Origin of the sequence: Eggerthella guodeyinii, from assembly GCF_009834925.2 — a bacterium.
GTDB lineage: Bacteria > Actinomycetota > Coriobacteriia > Coriobacteriales > Eggerthellaceae > Eggerthella > Eggerthella guodeyinii.
Map to the genome: position 1 here is coordinate 2818962 of NZ_CP063310.1, position 12941 is coordinate 2831902.

Below are 12941 nucleotides of genomic sequence, written 5' to 3' on the forward strand. Positions count from 1 at the left end.
CCATGCTCGATTATCTGCTGCCGCGCTATAAAGTACTGCGCGACCAGGACCAATGCGTGCGCTGCGGCGTGTGCGAGCCGTCGTGCGCGAACGGGGTGCACCGCGCAGACGACGAGCGCGGCCGCCTGCGGGCCGACCACGCGCGCTGCGTGAACTGCCAGCGCTGCGTGGTCACGTGCCCCGTCCAGGCGCTCGCCATAACCGCATGGCCCCAGGTGGGAAACGGCTCGAACAACTGGACGCTCTCCGCGATGCAGGACATCGCCAAACAGGCCCAGACGGGCGCGGTGCTGCTGTCGTCCATGGGCAACCCGCAGCCCTACCCCCTCTACTGGGACCGCCTGCTGCTCAACGCGAGCCAGGTGACGAACCCCTCCATCGACCCCTTGCGCGAGCCCATGGAGACGCGCGTGTTCCTGGGCAGCCGCCCCGAGGCGCTCGAGGTGGACGAGCGCTCGCACACCGTCCTGACGAAGATGCCGCCCCAGATCAAGCTCGACGTGCCCCTCATGTTCTCGGCGATGAGCTTCGGCTCCGTCTCGCTGAACGCCCAGATGTCGCTCGCCATGGCCGCGCAGGAGCTGGGCACGTGCTTCAACACGGGCGAAGGCGGGCTGCATCGCGACCTCGAGCGCTTCGGCGCGCACGCCGTCGTGCAGGTGGCCTCGGGGCGCTTCGGGGTGGACGTGCGCTACCTCAACGCCGGCGCGATGATCGAGATCAAGATCGGCCAGGGCGCCAAGCCCGGCATCGGCGGGCACCTGCCGGGCGAGAAGATCGACGAGGAGGTGTCGCGCACCCGCATGATCCCGCAGGGCACCGACGCCATCTCGCCGGCGCCCCACCACGACATCTACTCCATCGAGGACCTGCGCCAGCTCGTCTTCTCGCTCAAGGAGGCAACCCGCTACGCCAAGCCCGTGGCCGTGAAGATCGCCGCCGTGCACAACGTGGCGGCCATCGCGTCGGGCATCGCCCGCGCCGGCGCCGACGTCATCGTGATCGACGGCTTCCGCGGCGGCACGGGCGCGGCCCCGACGCGCATCCGCGACAACGTGGGCATCCCCATCGAGCTGGCGCTGGCGGCGGTGGACCAGCGGCTGCGCGACGAGGGCATCCGCTCGCGGGTGAGCCTCGTGGCCGGCGGGTCCATCCGCTCCTCGGCCGACGTGGTGCGCGCCGTGGCGCTGGGGGCCGACGCGGTGTACTGCGCCTCGGCGGCCCTCATCGCGCTCGGGTGCCACCAGTGCCAGGACTGCGCCAGCGGCACGTGCAACTGGGGCATCGCCACGCAGCGGCCCGAGCTGACGAAGCGGCTGGACCCCGAGGAGGGCGCGCGGCGCGTGGTGAACCTCGTGCGCGCGTGGAACCGCGAGATACAGGAGATGATGGGCGGCATGGGCATCAACGCCATCGACAGCCTGCGCGGCAACCGCCTCATGCTGCGCGGCATCGGCCTCACCGATCGCGAGCTGGACATCCTCGGCGTGAAGCACGCGGGGGCGTGACGGCGATGGCGACGGAAGGAGCGCGCATGGGAGGAACGGCGATGGAAGCGCAAACGGCGCGGATGACCGCGGGCGCGGCGGAGCCCGCGGAGACGGTGACGCTGGGAACCGGGCATTTCACCGAGGCGAACGAGCTGGTGCGCGCGGCCCTCGAGCGCGCCGACGCCGTGGAGGTGCGCGAGGCGTTCGCCCAGCGCTACCTGGGCTGCGCGCTGCCGCGGGGCAAGCGGCTGGCCATCCACGGCGTGCCGGGCAACGACATGGCCTGCTACCTGGACGGCGGGGACGTCGAGGTGTTCGGCAACGCCCAGGACCAGATCGGCAACACGATGAACGACGGCCGCATCGTCGTCCACGGGCGCTGCGGCGACGCGGCGGGCTACGGCATGCGGGGCGGGCGCATCTTCGTGCGCGACGGCTGCGGCTGGCGCGTGGGCATCCACATGAAACAGTTCGAGGGGAAGCGGCCCGCCATCGTCGTCGGCGGCGATGCGGGCAGCTTCCTCGGCGAGTACCTGGCCGGCGGCGTCATCGCGCTGCTCGGCCGCCCCGGGCCCTACCTGGCCACGGGCATGCACGGCGGCATCATCTACCTCCGGCTCCCCATCGCGCCGGAAGACGTGCAGCCCGGCCTCGTGCAGGAGCCCGTCGACGAGGCCGACCGCGCGCTGCTGGCCGACCTGCTGGGCGAATACAACCGCCGCTTCGCGCGCGAGCTCGGCCGCGAGGTGGACGCGACCGGCCGCGGCTTCGTCCGCATCCGCCCCCTTACCTCGCGTCCCTACGCCGCTCTGTACAGCTGATGGTTTGGGGCGGGTTCGCCCGGTATCGTGGTATGCTATCGCATTAGTGCTAGAGCAAAACGGTTCGAAGAAGAAGAGGGATTCCATGCGCACTGGATTCGACAACGACAAGTACATCGCGCTCCAAGCAGAGCATATCCGCAACCGCATCGACCAGTTCGGCGGCAAGCTCTACCTGGAATTCGGCGGAAAGCTGTTCGACGACTACCACGCCGCGCGCGTGCTGCCCGGCTTCGAGCCCGACTCCAAGATCCGCATGCTCAAGAGCCTCGTGGACGACGTCGAGGTGATCATCGCCATCAACGCCAACGACATCGAGAAGAGCAAGGTGCGCGGCGATCTGGGCATCACCTACGACGAGGACGTGCTGCGCCTCATGGACATCTTCCGCTCCATGGGCTTCGCCACGAGCGGCGTGGTGATCACGCACTACGCGAACCAGCCTTCGGCCGGCGCGTTCCGCCGCCGCCTCGAGAGCCTCGGCATCAAGAGCTACCTGCACTACCCCATCGCCGGCTACCCCTACGACATCGACCACATCGTCAGCGACGAGGGCTACGGCAAGAACGAGTACGTGGAAACGACGCGCCCCCTCGTGGTGGTGACGGCGCCCGGCCCCGGATCGGGCAAGATGGCCACCTGCCTGTCGCAGCTGTACCACGAGCACGAGCGCGGCATCGCCGCCGGCTACGCGAAGTACGAGACGTTCCCCGTGTGGAACCTGCCGCTCAAGCACCCCGTGAACATCGCCTACGAGGCGGCCACGGTCGACCTCGACGACGCGAACACCATCGATCCCTTCCACCTCGAAGCCTACGGAAAGACCACCGTCAACTACAACCGCGACGTGGAGATATTCCCCGTGCTCAAGGCCATGATGGAGCGCATCTCGGGCACGAGCCCGTACCAGTCGCCCACCGACATGGGTGTGAACATGGCCGGCAACGCCATCGTCGACGACGACGCCGTGCGCGATGCCGCCAAGATGGAGATCGTGCGCCGCTACTTCCAGACCGCGGTGGAGGTGAAGCGCCTCGGCGTGGGCCAGGAGCGCATGGAGCGCCTCGAGCTGCTCATGAACCAGGCCGGCGTGAACGCGAGCCTGTCGCCCGCGCGCTCGGCGGCGCTGTTGAAGGAGGAGACCACCGGCGGCCCGGCCGGCGCGATGGTGCTGCCCGACGGCACCGTGGTGACGGGCAAGACGTCCACGCTGCTGGGCGCCGCGTCGTCGCTGCTGATGAACGCGCTCAAGGGCGTGGCCGGCGTGGACGACGACATCGACGTGATCAGCGACGAGGCCATCACGCCCATCTGCCGCCTGAAGACCGACCAGCTGCACAGCCGCAACCCGCGCCTGCACTCCGACGAGACGCTCATCGCGCTGTCCATCAGCTCCGCCACCGACCCGCTGGCGGCCAAGCTCATCGACCACGTGAACGACCTGCGCGGATGCGACGCGTTCTTCAGCGTGATCCTGTCGGCCACCGACGAGAAGCTCTACCGCACGCTCGGCATCAACGTCTGCTGCGAGCCGAAGTACGAGCAGCACCGGTACTATCACAAGTAAAGGCAATGCCGCCGGTTTTATGAGAGCCGCCTTGTCGCAAGGCGGCTCTCTACCATGTCCGCGCCCAAGGTGGCCGAGTCCTTGAGTTATGCACCCCGTTGACACGTCCGTGCGCCATCCAAAGACGAACTTGAGCGCAGCAGGTTTGCATAAGACCTGATGACACGTCGTCGGATTGCGTCAATAGGTCGAAACGCCCTCACCGCAGGGTGCATAACTCGCGGACTCGTCATTTTTAAGGGGTTTTCGATGCCAACAGGGTGCAAAACTCAAGGACTTCGCACACGCCAAACGTCGGATCGTTACGCGGCGGCGACGATCCAGATCATCGAGCCGTAGGCGAACCCCTCGTCGCCCGCGTCCACCGCGGCGCCCACCAGCTGCTTCATACCGTAGTCGGTGAACGTGCCATGCCAGACGAGCATCGTGCCTTCGTCGCCCGCCGCAAGGATCACCGGCCGGTCGAACGTCACTTCCAGGCCCAGCGGCGTGAAGCGCGCGTCCTCCACGAACGTCGTGGAGCCGCTTTCCGTGGTGAGCGACCACGAGCCGCCCGGCAGGTCCTGGCTCGCGCGCTTGAGGCGTGCGCCGACGATGGCGACGCTACGCTCCGAGCGGTTCGCCGCCGCGACGGGGATGAGGGCGGTGTTGTCGCCTTCGGCGTTCAGCATCATGGCCACCGACGAGGGGACGGTGATGTTGACCTGGGCTTCCTCTTGGGGCGCGGGTGCAGGTTCGGGTTCCGGCTCGGGGGCCGCGTCGGGCGCGGGCGTCTCTTCGGCGGGCGTTTCCGTCGGTTCGTCGGCGAACGCGTCCGTCGGTTGCTCTGCAGGTTCGTTTGCGGGAGCATCGGGGTCTTTCGAAGCGTTGGGATCCTCGGCGTCCTCGGAGTCTTCGGGCGTTTCGGGTTCGACGGGGTCCTGCGGCTCCTCGGCCGCCGGCGGCTCCGGCGCATCAGGATTCACGAGCTCGCGCCCGTCGAGCTCCCACGCATACGCCAGCACATTCTCGTCCGCGCCGCGATACGCCGTGGTCAGCAGCGTTTCGGCCGGTTCCTCGAACCCGAAGCACGCCTCGGCGACCGCCTCGTCGGCGAACGCGAATTCGTCGGGAAGCTCGACGAGTTTCGGACAATCGTAGAACGCGCGCGTCATATCCTCGACGTCGGCGGGCACGTTCGCAACCTCGCGCAAGTTCGAGCACCCCTCGAACCAATGCGCCAAGCTCGACGCTTCCACCTTGTCGGCGAAGATCACGCGCTCGATGTCGTCGGCCACGCCCGCCGCAAGCCAGGGGACGTCCTCGACGTCGTCGAACGCGACCGTCTCCCCCGCCCCGTCGACCACGAACGTCCCGTCGGCCCACAGCTCCGCCACCACCGCCGAGGCCTCGTCCGCACCGATGGCCCACGCGTTCTCGTACTCGGGCTCGGGCGCGACGGGGGTTTCCGGGACGGTCGGCTCAGGCTGGGAATCGGGCTGAGGTTGAGGCTCGGGCTTGGCCGCAGGTTCGCTCGGCGCAGGGGTCTCGACGACCACGTTGTCGACGCTGCCAGCCTGCGCCTCGGCCTCCTCAGCCGCAAACGAAACCGGCACCGGCCACAGCAACCCGAACACCAGCAGCAAGCAAAGCGCGAAAGCCGCACCCGTAAGGGGTGCGGCTTTCCGCGGTGCGATGCTATATGTTTCTCGCCCAATCAATACCTTTTCATGGCCTTCCTTGTAATGCTACGACAGAGCAACGGTCCAAGAGATAGTCAAGGCTTCGGCTGCCGCCGTGTAGGTTCCGAAGAAATCCTTGGTAAGCGTCCCACTCGTCGGAGTCAAAGAAAACGAGACTTCTTTAGCAATCTTGCCATCTGCACTTGCGTCAATCGGCCAATCGAGAGTTGCCCCAGTCGCGTCGACAAACACAGGCGACGATCCTCCCGACTTGTCGACCGCAAGCGCCAACTGGTTCGACGCAAGATCCGTTCCGGTCGAACTTAGGGTCATCGTCGAGTCCTTGATATCAGCTTTAACATTGGTGACCGTGATGCCGTAATTCTTGGTTAGGTTCTGAATCTTCAGGACACTAGTATCCGGTACAGCAATGCCATCGTTGTTGATTTCCATCGGGATAGTCGTCGGCACAGTTGCGGACATCTGAATGTCCGTTTTTACCGTCACGGAACTCGAACCCGTTGTATCCCCACCTTTGATATCGGTCGCAAACGCCGGAACCGCACACATTCCTGCCAGCATCGTGGCTGCGCAGACTCCTACCAGGCCGCGCTTGACGTACTCGAAACGCCCGATTTTCTTACTCATGATCTTTCCCTTTCCCGATGTGCCCTTACGTTGCCAGATATGCTCTAGGTATCTTCCCCGCAGAAGGCCCCTTAGCCTTCGACGTTCAAAACAATTTCAGCGGCCGCTTGGCCGGTTTGCTTGTGCGTCTCGCGGTCGTAGCCGGTGAACGTGGCAACGGCGGCGTATTCGCCAGGATCGAGATCCTTCGTGAGTTTGATCGTTTGAATATGCTGGTCGGGCGCGATGGCGGCGGATTCGTACACCGTCTCGCCCGAGTCCTTCAACGTGATGACGACCTTCTGGTCCATCGGGTTCGCGGCGATGTTCTCGATGCGCGCCTCGCCCTCGGACGAGCCGTCGGCGAACGTGATGGACGCCGCGATGGAGATGTTCATCATGCCCTTGGCGACTTCCTCGTTGAGCGCCGCCTGGATCTCTTCCTTCGACTTGCCCTCGAACTGGCCTTGCGCGGCGTTCGAGTCGTACCAATCCTCCAGCGCGGGCTGCTGCGTCAGCACGACGCCCGCCACCACCGCGGCGGACACGGCGACGACGGCCACGAGGCCGGCGAACACGTGCTTGGACATGCCGAGGATCTTGCCGGTTTTCTTGGCAACTTCGGCTGCGGCGTTTGAAGCGGATGACGTGGTTTTGGAAGCCCCGGTATCGGTTGCGGTCGAAGCAGACACCGGATCAGAAGGTATGTCGGAACCCTGCCCCTGCACGGCACCATCGGCGGCGTTTTCGCTGCCCGTCTGATGCTGGGAGGTGTTCGGTTCGACATCGTCTACTGGAAGGCTCTGCGTGCTCGTCGTCTCTTGCTCGCTCATACGTACTGTACCCCTTTTACGGAAGCCCCCGTGTTATAAACATGGGAACTTAGTTAGCTAAGATACGCCACGGGGGATGGCAAGTCAATGGCGTTGGGAGGAATATTTGGAGCCGCTTCAATTTTTTTCAATCGATGATAGTTTCACCCATATGATCAGGCAGTATCCATTATCCTCTGACGAGGTATTGAATACCAGGAAGGGATCGGGTCAGCCTTGCACGCCCATCGCCTCGACGAGTTCGTCCTTCCCCGCCACGCCCGTTTTGCGGTACAGGTTCCGAATATGCGTCTTCACCGTATCGCCCGATACGTACAGCTCGCGCGCGATCTCGGAGCGCGTGCGCCCCTCCAGCAGCAAGGCCAGAACCTCCTCCTCGCGCCGCGTCAGATCGAACGTCCGCGCCGCCCGCGCACACCGGGCCTCGACGGAGTCCTCCCCCTCCCGATACCGATCGACGAGCGCACGCAGCTCGGCCATGCGCGCGAGTTCGGCAGCCTCGCCCGCGCGCCACGATCGCAGGAGGAGCCGGCCCGCGGCCAACGCCGCGACGCAGAGCGCGCTCGCGTAGAGCGCGGCGACCTCGTTGCCGTACGCCTCGGTGAAGGCGAGGCACCCGATGACGGAAGCGGCGAACGCAAGCACCCAGAACACGGCGAGCCTCACGTCGGCACGCGAGGCGCGCTCCAAGAACGACGCGCGCGCGATCTGCATGCAGCAGGCGACGAACAAAACGGCCGTCGCGGCTACGACGATGCCGGTCAACATGCCCTCGGGAAGCATGGCACCCCGCTTTCATCTTCGATCCACTTGTTTGAGACGATGGTACCACAGGCGGCTCGAACTGACGTGCGCTAATCGGTGTTCGCGCAGGTCGAACGACCAGGGTGAATTAATTCACCGTAGGCACGCGCAGCGGGCGATGGTAGATTCGACCGCACGGGAGCCACCGTCTGTCGAGCCTGCCGAAGGAGGAACGCCGTGCGAGTCAAGCCCCTTCGTCCTTCGATCGTCCAGCGCGGCGCCGGCGCCGCTTTCCTGGCCCCGAGCCTCATCGGCCTCGCGATCTTCTTCGTAGCGCCCTTCGTCGACGTGGCGCGCCGATCGTTCACGAACACCTCGGGAGAGCGGTTCGTCGGCCTGGACAACTACGCCACCGTGCTCGGCAACGACGCGTTCGCGCTCGCGGCGGGCAACACGGCGCGCTTCGTGCTCGTGTGCATACCCCTGCTCCTCGCGCTTTCGCTGGCGATCGCCGTCGCCCTGCGCAAGGCGACGCCGTTTCGCCGTTTCATGAAGGCGTCGCTGCTCGTCCCGCTGGCCATTCCCGCGTTCACCGCCGCGCTGCTGATCGACGTGTTCTTCAACGCCGAGGGCATCGTGAACGGCATGCTGTCCGCCCTGGGAGGCGAGCCTGCGGCGTGGCTTTCCGGCGACGCGGCGCTTTTCGTGCTGGTGGCGGACTACGTCTGGCGCAACCTGGGCTATTGCGTGATTCTGTGGCTTGCGGCGCTGTCGGGCATACCGGCGAGCCTCTACGAGGCGGCGCGCATCGACGGCGCCGGCGCCTGGCTCACGGCGCGGCGCATCACGCTGCCGCTCGTGGTGCCCTCGTGCTTCGTCGTGGCCACGCTCGCGGTGATCAACGCGTTCAAGGTGTACCGCGAAGCGTACCTCGTGGCGGGAAGCTATCCGCCCGAGAGCATCTACCTCGTGGGACACGTGTTCAACAACTGGTTCGCCAGCCTGTCGGTGGGCAAGCTGGCGGCGGGCGGCATGCTGCTGAGCCTCGTGCTGCTGGCGGTGGTGGGCCTGCTGTTTCGCGCGTGGGGCAAGCAGGGAGGCGGGCGGCGATGACGGCGCGCTCGTGGCTCGTCCCGCTGGCGCTGGCCGTCGTCGGCTTCGTCGTCTGCTTTCCCCTTGCCGTCCTGATCGTCGGCTCCTTCATGGGCAACGAGGAGCTCGCTTCGACGCTGGGCGGCGTTGTCGCTCCCGGTGCCGGATTCGCGAATGCGCCGCTGGTTCCGAGCCGCCCGACGCTCGCATCCTACGTCGCGGTGCTCGTCGACACGCCCGCTTACCACGTGCTCGTTCAGAATTCGGCGATCATCGTCGTGGGCGCGCTGGCGGGCCAGGCGGTGTTCGCCACGCCGGCGGCATGGGCGCTCGCGCGCTTCGACTTTCCCGGCAAGCGCGCGGTGTTCTTCCTGTACGTGCTGCTCATGATGCTGCCATTCCAGGTGGTCATGCTGCCGAACTACCTCGTGCTGAACGCGCTCGGCATCAACGACACCCTGCTCGCCGTCGTGCTGCCCGGAGCGTTCAGCGCGTTTCCCGTGTTCATCATGCACCACTTCTTCGCGAGCGTTCCCGACAGCCTCGTGGACGCGGCGCGCCTGGACGGCGCGGGCGAATGGCGGGTGTTCTGGAGCATCGGGCTTCCCTTGGGCGCGCCGGGCGTGTTCGCGGCGCTCGTCCTGGGCTTCTTCGAATATTGGAATGCGGTGGAGCAGCCGCTCGCGTTCCTCAAGAATCAAGCGCTGTGGCCGTTGTCGCTGTTCCAACCCGCCCTGAGCGCGGAAACCGTCGGCACGCTGTTCGCGGCCGCGGTGGTGGCGGCCGTGCCCGCCGTGCTCGTGTTCCTCATGGGCAAGGACTACCTGGAACAGGGCATCGCCGCGACCACGGGAAAGGACCGGTAGATGAGAAGGAAGACAGCTCTCGCCCTGTTCGCGTTCGCCGTTGCGATGGCGTGCTTCGCCATGCTGGCCCGCGCCGTCGATGCGGCCGGCGTCGCGCAGGTGAAAACCGTCAACGTCGGCGCCCGCACGATAGCGCACAAGGTGCAGGCGCAAGGCGTCGTCGCGTTTCGCGGCGAGACCGCGGTGCTTACGGAAGCGGGGCAGGTGGTAAGCGCGCTGTTCGCGCGCGAAGGGGATACGGTGCAGGCCGGAGAGGCGCTGTTCGCCGTCGATGCCGGCGTGCTGGACGACGGAATCGAACGCGCGAGCGTAGCCGTGCGCAAGCTGGACATCGACATCGCGAGCATGCGAAACGCCGCCGCGGCGGCGGTTGCAACGGGTGCGAACGACGCGGGCAGCGGCGGCGCGGCGGCGAGCGGGGCGGCGGCGAGCGCCTCCATCGAGTCGCTCGAGCTGGATCGACGCCTGCAGCAAACGACGCTCGATCGGCTCGTCGCGCTTCGCGACGCCGGCGGCGAAGTGCTTGCTCCCCACAGCGGCACGGTCGTCTCCGTGCTCGCGCCGGTCGGAAGCATGACGTCGACCGCCGCCGTGCTGACCCTGGCGAACCCCGCGATGGGGCTCGTCGTCGAAGCGACGGCGACGGGAGGCGACATCGAGGATCTGGGGTCCGAGGCCGTGGGCACGGTGCGCTTCTCGGATGATCTCGTGCTGCAAGACGTCGTCTTCTCGATCGCGCGAGACGTCGACGGAGGGGCCCGCCTGAGCGCGAACGTGGATGCCGAAGGCGTGACTGCGGGCATGACCTGCGCCGTGACCGTCGACTTGTCCTCGAGCGAGTATGCGACCTGCCTCCCCCTCGAGGCGTTGCATCAGGAGGGGCCGTCGCGGTTCTCCGTGTACGTGGTGGAGGATCGGGAGGGTTTTCTTGGAACCGAGCAGGTGGCCCGATCGGTGAGCGTGACCGTGCTCGATACCGGCGATGGCTATGCCGCCCTGGCCGACGGCGCGCTCTCCGCCCGACAGCAGGCCGTCGTCCGATCGGACAAGGTGATCGCCGAAGGCGACAAGGTCAGGGCGGCCGATGCGTAAGCTCCGTCAGCCGACGCATCCGCCCGCCCTCGCATCCGCGCTGTTCGCCGTATCGCTCCTGCTGTTCGCCGCAGGCACGGGCAGCCTCGTGCGCGTGCATGAGACGTGCATGCGCACGAGCACCTTCGAACTGGGCGGCGACCGCGTCCCGCTCGACGCGGTCGAAACGGCCCGGGACGCGCTGGGAAGCGTCGTCCTGTGGTCGCAGGACGGCGGGCACGTCGCCGCGAACCCCGACCTCGCCGCGACGATCGAGATCGAGGTCGTCTCCTACGAAGGCGACCTCGGATTGCTGCTGCCGGATACCGCGTCCTTCCCCGCCGAGCCCGACGCGTGCATCCTCAGCAGCGCCGCAAGCGTCTCGTTGTTCGGCCAGCCCGACGCGACGGGGCTGGACGTGCTCATCGACGGCATCCCCTACCGGGCGGTGGGCGCGCTGCCGAGCGATGAGCCGCTGGCGGTACGCGAAGGCGGCGCCGATCGCGCGTTCGCACGGCTCACCACGCGCGCGTTCGATGCCGACGGGTTTCCCGTGACCGCCGATCTCGCAGCGTCCGTCCTGGACGCGAACGTCGAAATGCTCGACGTTCGCGGAGCTGAATTGCTGGCGTACGCATGCCTGTTCGCGTACCCGCTCGCACTCGTGATCGCCCTCGTCTCGCTGTGCCGTCGGAGCGGGACGCAGCCGAGCGCGCACCCGCTGTCGCGCCTCGCGTGCCTCGCGATCGCGGGCGTCGGAGCGCTGGGAGCGACGGGCGCGTTCGCGTCCTCCCTGTCGCGCTTCGGCAGCTTCTATCCTACGACCTGGTCGGACTTCGCCGCATGGCAGGAATCATGGCGCAGCTGGACCGAGGGCCTCGCGCGCCTCGTGTTCGCGCGGCAAACCGTATTCGACGAACCCGCGCTCATCGCCGCAGCGGCGGCGGTGCTGCTCGGCCTATCCGCGCTCGCCGCGCTCGCGGCTGCGATGCTGCAGCTCCGCGTGCACGCGGCGCTCGCGCGGGCCAAACACGCACGAAAGCAGGTGGGATGAATGGCATTGCTGGAACTGGAGCACCTCGACAAGGCGTTCGACAAAGGGGCGGGGCGTGCGGTGCGCGACTTCTCGCTCACCGTCGACCAGGGCGATTTCATGGTGTTGGTGGGGTCGTCGGGCTGCGGCAAGTCCACCATCCTGCGGCTGGTCGCCGGGCTGGAATCGCCTGACTGCGGACGCGTGGTCCTCGACGGGCGCGACGTCACGCGCCTGCGTCCGGCGGACCGCAACGTCGCCATGGTGTTCCAAGACTACGCGCTGTACCCTCACCTGAGCGCGTTCGACAACATCGCGTTCCCCCTCAAAGCGCGCAAGATCCCGAAAGACGAACGCGCTCGGCGGGTGGCGGCCGTCAGCGAAACGCTCGGCATCGGCGACATCCTCGATCGCACGCCGCCGAAGCTCTCCGGCGGCCAGCAGCAGCGCGTCGCCATCGGCCGTGCGCTCGTGCGCGACCCGGCGCTCTTCCTCATGGACGAGCCGCTGTCGAACCTCGACGCGAAGCTGCGCTCCCATATGCGCGGCGAGTTGGCGCGGTTGCACCGCAGCACCGGCGCCACCATGCTGTACGTCACGCACGACCAGACCGAGGCCATGACCCTCGCCACGAAGATCGTCGTGATGGATGCGGGCGAGGTGCAGCAGGTCGGGACGCCGGCCGAGCTCTACTTCGAGCCGCGCACCCTGTTCGTGGCCGGGTTCATCGGCTCACCGGCCATGAGCTTCGTTCCCTGCCGCCTCGTGCGCGGGACGCTCCGCTTCGGCGACGTCGGGGTTCCCCTCCCCGCGCGCGCCCAGCGTGTGGCGGCGCGCTACGAAGGGCGCGAGCTGGTGCTGGGAGTGCGGCCCGAAAGCCTCTCGCTCGCTCGCGGCGGCGCGGGGCCTGCCGCGGGCGCGACCGCGCTTGTCGGACGGTTCCAGCGTGGGGAGATCGCCGGAGCGGACGCCTACCTGTCAATCGAGGTAGCCGGGTACCCGCTCGTCGCCAAGGCCGACGTGCGGCAGTTCGGACGCTATCAACCGGGAGACGCCGTCAACGCGAGCCTGCGCGCCGACGGCGTCTTCCTGTTCGACCCCGCGACCGAGGAGAACGTGCTGGTGCGGCGATAGCG

At 67.1% G+C, this 12941-nt stretch carries 12 protein-coding genes; 8 read left to right on the forward strand and 4 right to left on the reverse strand.

Going from position 1 to position 12941, the window contains the following annotated elements:
• The first annotated feature begins 2 nt into the window (after window positions 1-2).
• From GS424_RS11940 to GS424_RS11950, 3 genes are all read left to right on the forward strand, one after another.
• Complete coding sequence (locus GS424_RS11940; RefSeq protein WP_160942798.1) at window positions 3-1508, forward strand: glutamate synthase-related protein; 1506 nt, start codon at window positions 3-5, stop codon at window positions 1506-1508.
• Window positions 1509-1534: 26 nt separating this feature from the next.
• On the forward strand, window positions 1535-2311 hold the full coding sequence (locus GS424_RS11945) for a GltB/FmdC/FwdC-like GXGXG domain-containing protein (RefSeq protein ID WP_244977534.1): 777 nt from the start codon (window positions 1535-1537) through the stop codon (window positions 2309-2311).
• Between the two features lie 85 nt (window positions 2312-2396).
• Window positions 2397-3878: a DUF1846 domain-containing protein gene (locus GS424_RS11950; protein WP_160942797.1), complete on the forward strand. Its 1482-nt coding sequence runs from the start codon at window positions 2397-2399 to the stop codon at window positions 3876-3878.
• Between the two features lie 302 nt (window positions 3879-4180).
• Here the strand turns inward: GS424_RS11950 and GS424_RS11955 are convergent, their stop codons facing one another.
• The 4 genes from GS424_RS11955 to GS424_RS11970 form a co-directional block, all read right to left on the reverse strand.
• Window positions 4181-5494, reverse strand: coding sequence for a hypothetical protein (locus tag GS424_RS11955; RefSeq protein WP_244977727.1), 1314 nt, complete (start codon window positions 5492-5494; stop codon window positions 4181-4183).
• Between the two features lie 111 nt (window positions 5495-5605).
• Window positions 5606-6187: a hypothetical protein gene (locus GS424_RS11960; RefSeq protein WP_160942796.1), complete on the reverse strand. Its 582-nt coding sequence runs from the start codon at window positions 6185-6187 to the stop codon at window positions 5606-5608.
• Between the two features lie 71 nt (window positions 6188-6258).
• Window positions 6259-6999: a flagellar protein FliS gene (locus GS424_RS11965; protein WP_160942795.1), complete on the reverse strand. Its 741-nt coding sequence runs from the start codon at window positions 6997-6999 to the stop codon at window positions 6259-6261.
• A gap of 210 nt (window positions 7000-7209) precedes the next feature.
• Window positions 7210-7782: a helix-turn-helix transcriptional regulator gene (locus tag GS424_RS11970; RefSeq protein ID WP_244977535.1), complete on the reverse strand. Its 573-nt coding sequence runs from the start codon at window positions 7780-7782 to the stop codon at window positions 7210-7212.
• 198 nt (window positions 7783-7980) lie between these two features.
• Between GS424_RS11970 and GS424_RS11975 the strand changes: the two genes are divergently transcribed.
• The 5 genes from GS424_RS11975 to GS424_RS11995 are packed head-to-tail and all read left to right on the forward strand — an operon-like array spanning window position 7981 to window position 12939.
• A complete protein-coding gene (locus GS424_RS11975) occupies window positions 7981-8856 on the forward strand; it encodes a carbohydrate ABC transporter permease (protein ID WP_160942794.1) in 876 nt (291 codons plus the stop codon).
• Window positions 8853-9701, forward strand: a complete 849-nt coding sequence (locus GS424_RS11980) for a carbohydrate ABC transporter permease (RefSeq protein WP_160942793.1) — start codon at window positions 8853-8855, stop codon at window positions 9699-9701. Before GS424_RS11975 ends, GS424_RS11980 begins: the two co-directional genes overlap by 4 nt.
• On the forward strand, window positions 9702-10793 hold the full coding sequence (locus GS424_RS11985) for an efflux RND transporter periplasmic adaptor subunit (RefSeq protein ID WP_160942792.1): 1092 nt from the start codon (window positions 9702-9704) through the stop codon (window positions 10791-10793).
• Entirely contained in the window at window positions 10786-11826 is a 1041-nt protein-coding gene (locus GS424_RS11990; protein ID WP_160942791.1) for a hypothetical protein, read from the forward strand. Before GS424_RS11985 ends, GS424_RS11990 begins: the two co-directional genes overlap by 8 nt.
• Window positions 11827-12939, forward strand: coding sequence for an ABC transporter ATP-binding protein (locus GS424_RS11995; protein ID WP_160942790.1), 1113 nt, complete (start codon window positions 11827-11829; stop codon window positions 12937-12939). It begins immediately after the preceding gene.
• The last annotated feature ends 2 nt before the right edge of the window (window positions 12940-12941 follow it).